This is a genomic window from Methylobacterium sp. J-077, from assembly GCF_022829365.1.
Classification (GTDB): domain Bacteria; phylum Pseudomonadota; class Alphaproteobacteria; order Rhizobiales; family Beijerinckiaceae; genus Methylobacterium.
Map to the genome: position 1 here is coordinate 1 of NZ_JAKSYJ010000123.1, position 1,006 is coordinate 1,006.

At 63.7% G+C, this 1,006-nt stretch carries 1 pseudogene; it reads right to left on the reverse strand.

Going from position 1 to position 1,006, the window contains the following annotated elements:
• Positions 1 to 1,006, reverse strand: a pseudogene (locus tag MKL11_RS15820) (IS3 family transposase); the annotation flags it as partial.

Genomic DNA, 1,006 nt, shown 5'->3' on the forward strand with positions numbered 1-1,006 from the left:
TGGCCGGTGGAGCTGGTCGGGCGAGCGCAGCCGGCCAAGCGGTGAAGGCTGGCATGAACACCTCTGGTGCCGGCGGCCGGTATCCCAGTGAGGCGTGCGGGCGTACGGTGTTGTAGTGACGTCTCCAGCTTTCGATCACGATCTGCGCCTCCCTGAGTGTGTAGAAGATCTCGCCGTTGAGCAGTTCGTCGCGAAGCCGCGCGTTGAAGCTTTCAACGGAGCCATTCTCCCACGGTGAGCCTGGAGTGATGTAAGCTGTCTTGGCTCCGACGCCGGTGATCCAAGCTTGCACAGCCTTCGCGACGAACTCCGGCCCGTTATCCGAACGGATATGGCCCGGTACGCCACGCAGGATGAACAGGTCCGAGAGCACGTCGATCACGTCGACCGCCTTGAGCTTGCGGGCGACCCGGATCGCCAAGCATTCATGTGTGAACTCGTCGACGACGTTGAGCATCCGGAACTTACGTCCATCATGCGTGCGCGCCTCGACGAAGTCATACGACCACACGTGATTGCGGTATTCCGGGCGAAGACGGATGCAAGACCCGTCGTTGTCCCAGATCCGCCCCCGCTTGGGCTGCTTGGCCGGGACCTTCAGGCCCTCACGCCGCCAGATCCGTTCGACGCGCTTGTCGTTGACGAACCACCCGGTCGCCTTCAGCAGCGCGCTGATCTTCCGGTAGCCGTAGCGACCGTACCGCTCCGCCGGCGCGATGAGGTCGGCCGTCAGCGCCTCTTCGTCGTCGCGCCCCCGCGGCACCTTGCGCTGTGTCGAGCGATGCTGACCGAGCGCCCGGCAGGCGCGACGCTCGGAGACATTCATCGTCAGCATGATGGGCTCGACACAGGCGCGTCGGCGCGCGGGGCTCAGAAGTTTCCCCGGGACGCCTCCTGCAAGATCAGCTTGTCCAGCGTCAGATCTGCGATCGCCCGCCTGAGACGTTGGTTCTCCGTCTCAAGATCCTTCATCCGCTTCACTTGATCCGATTTCAGGCTGCCGTAC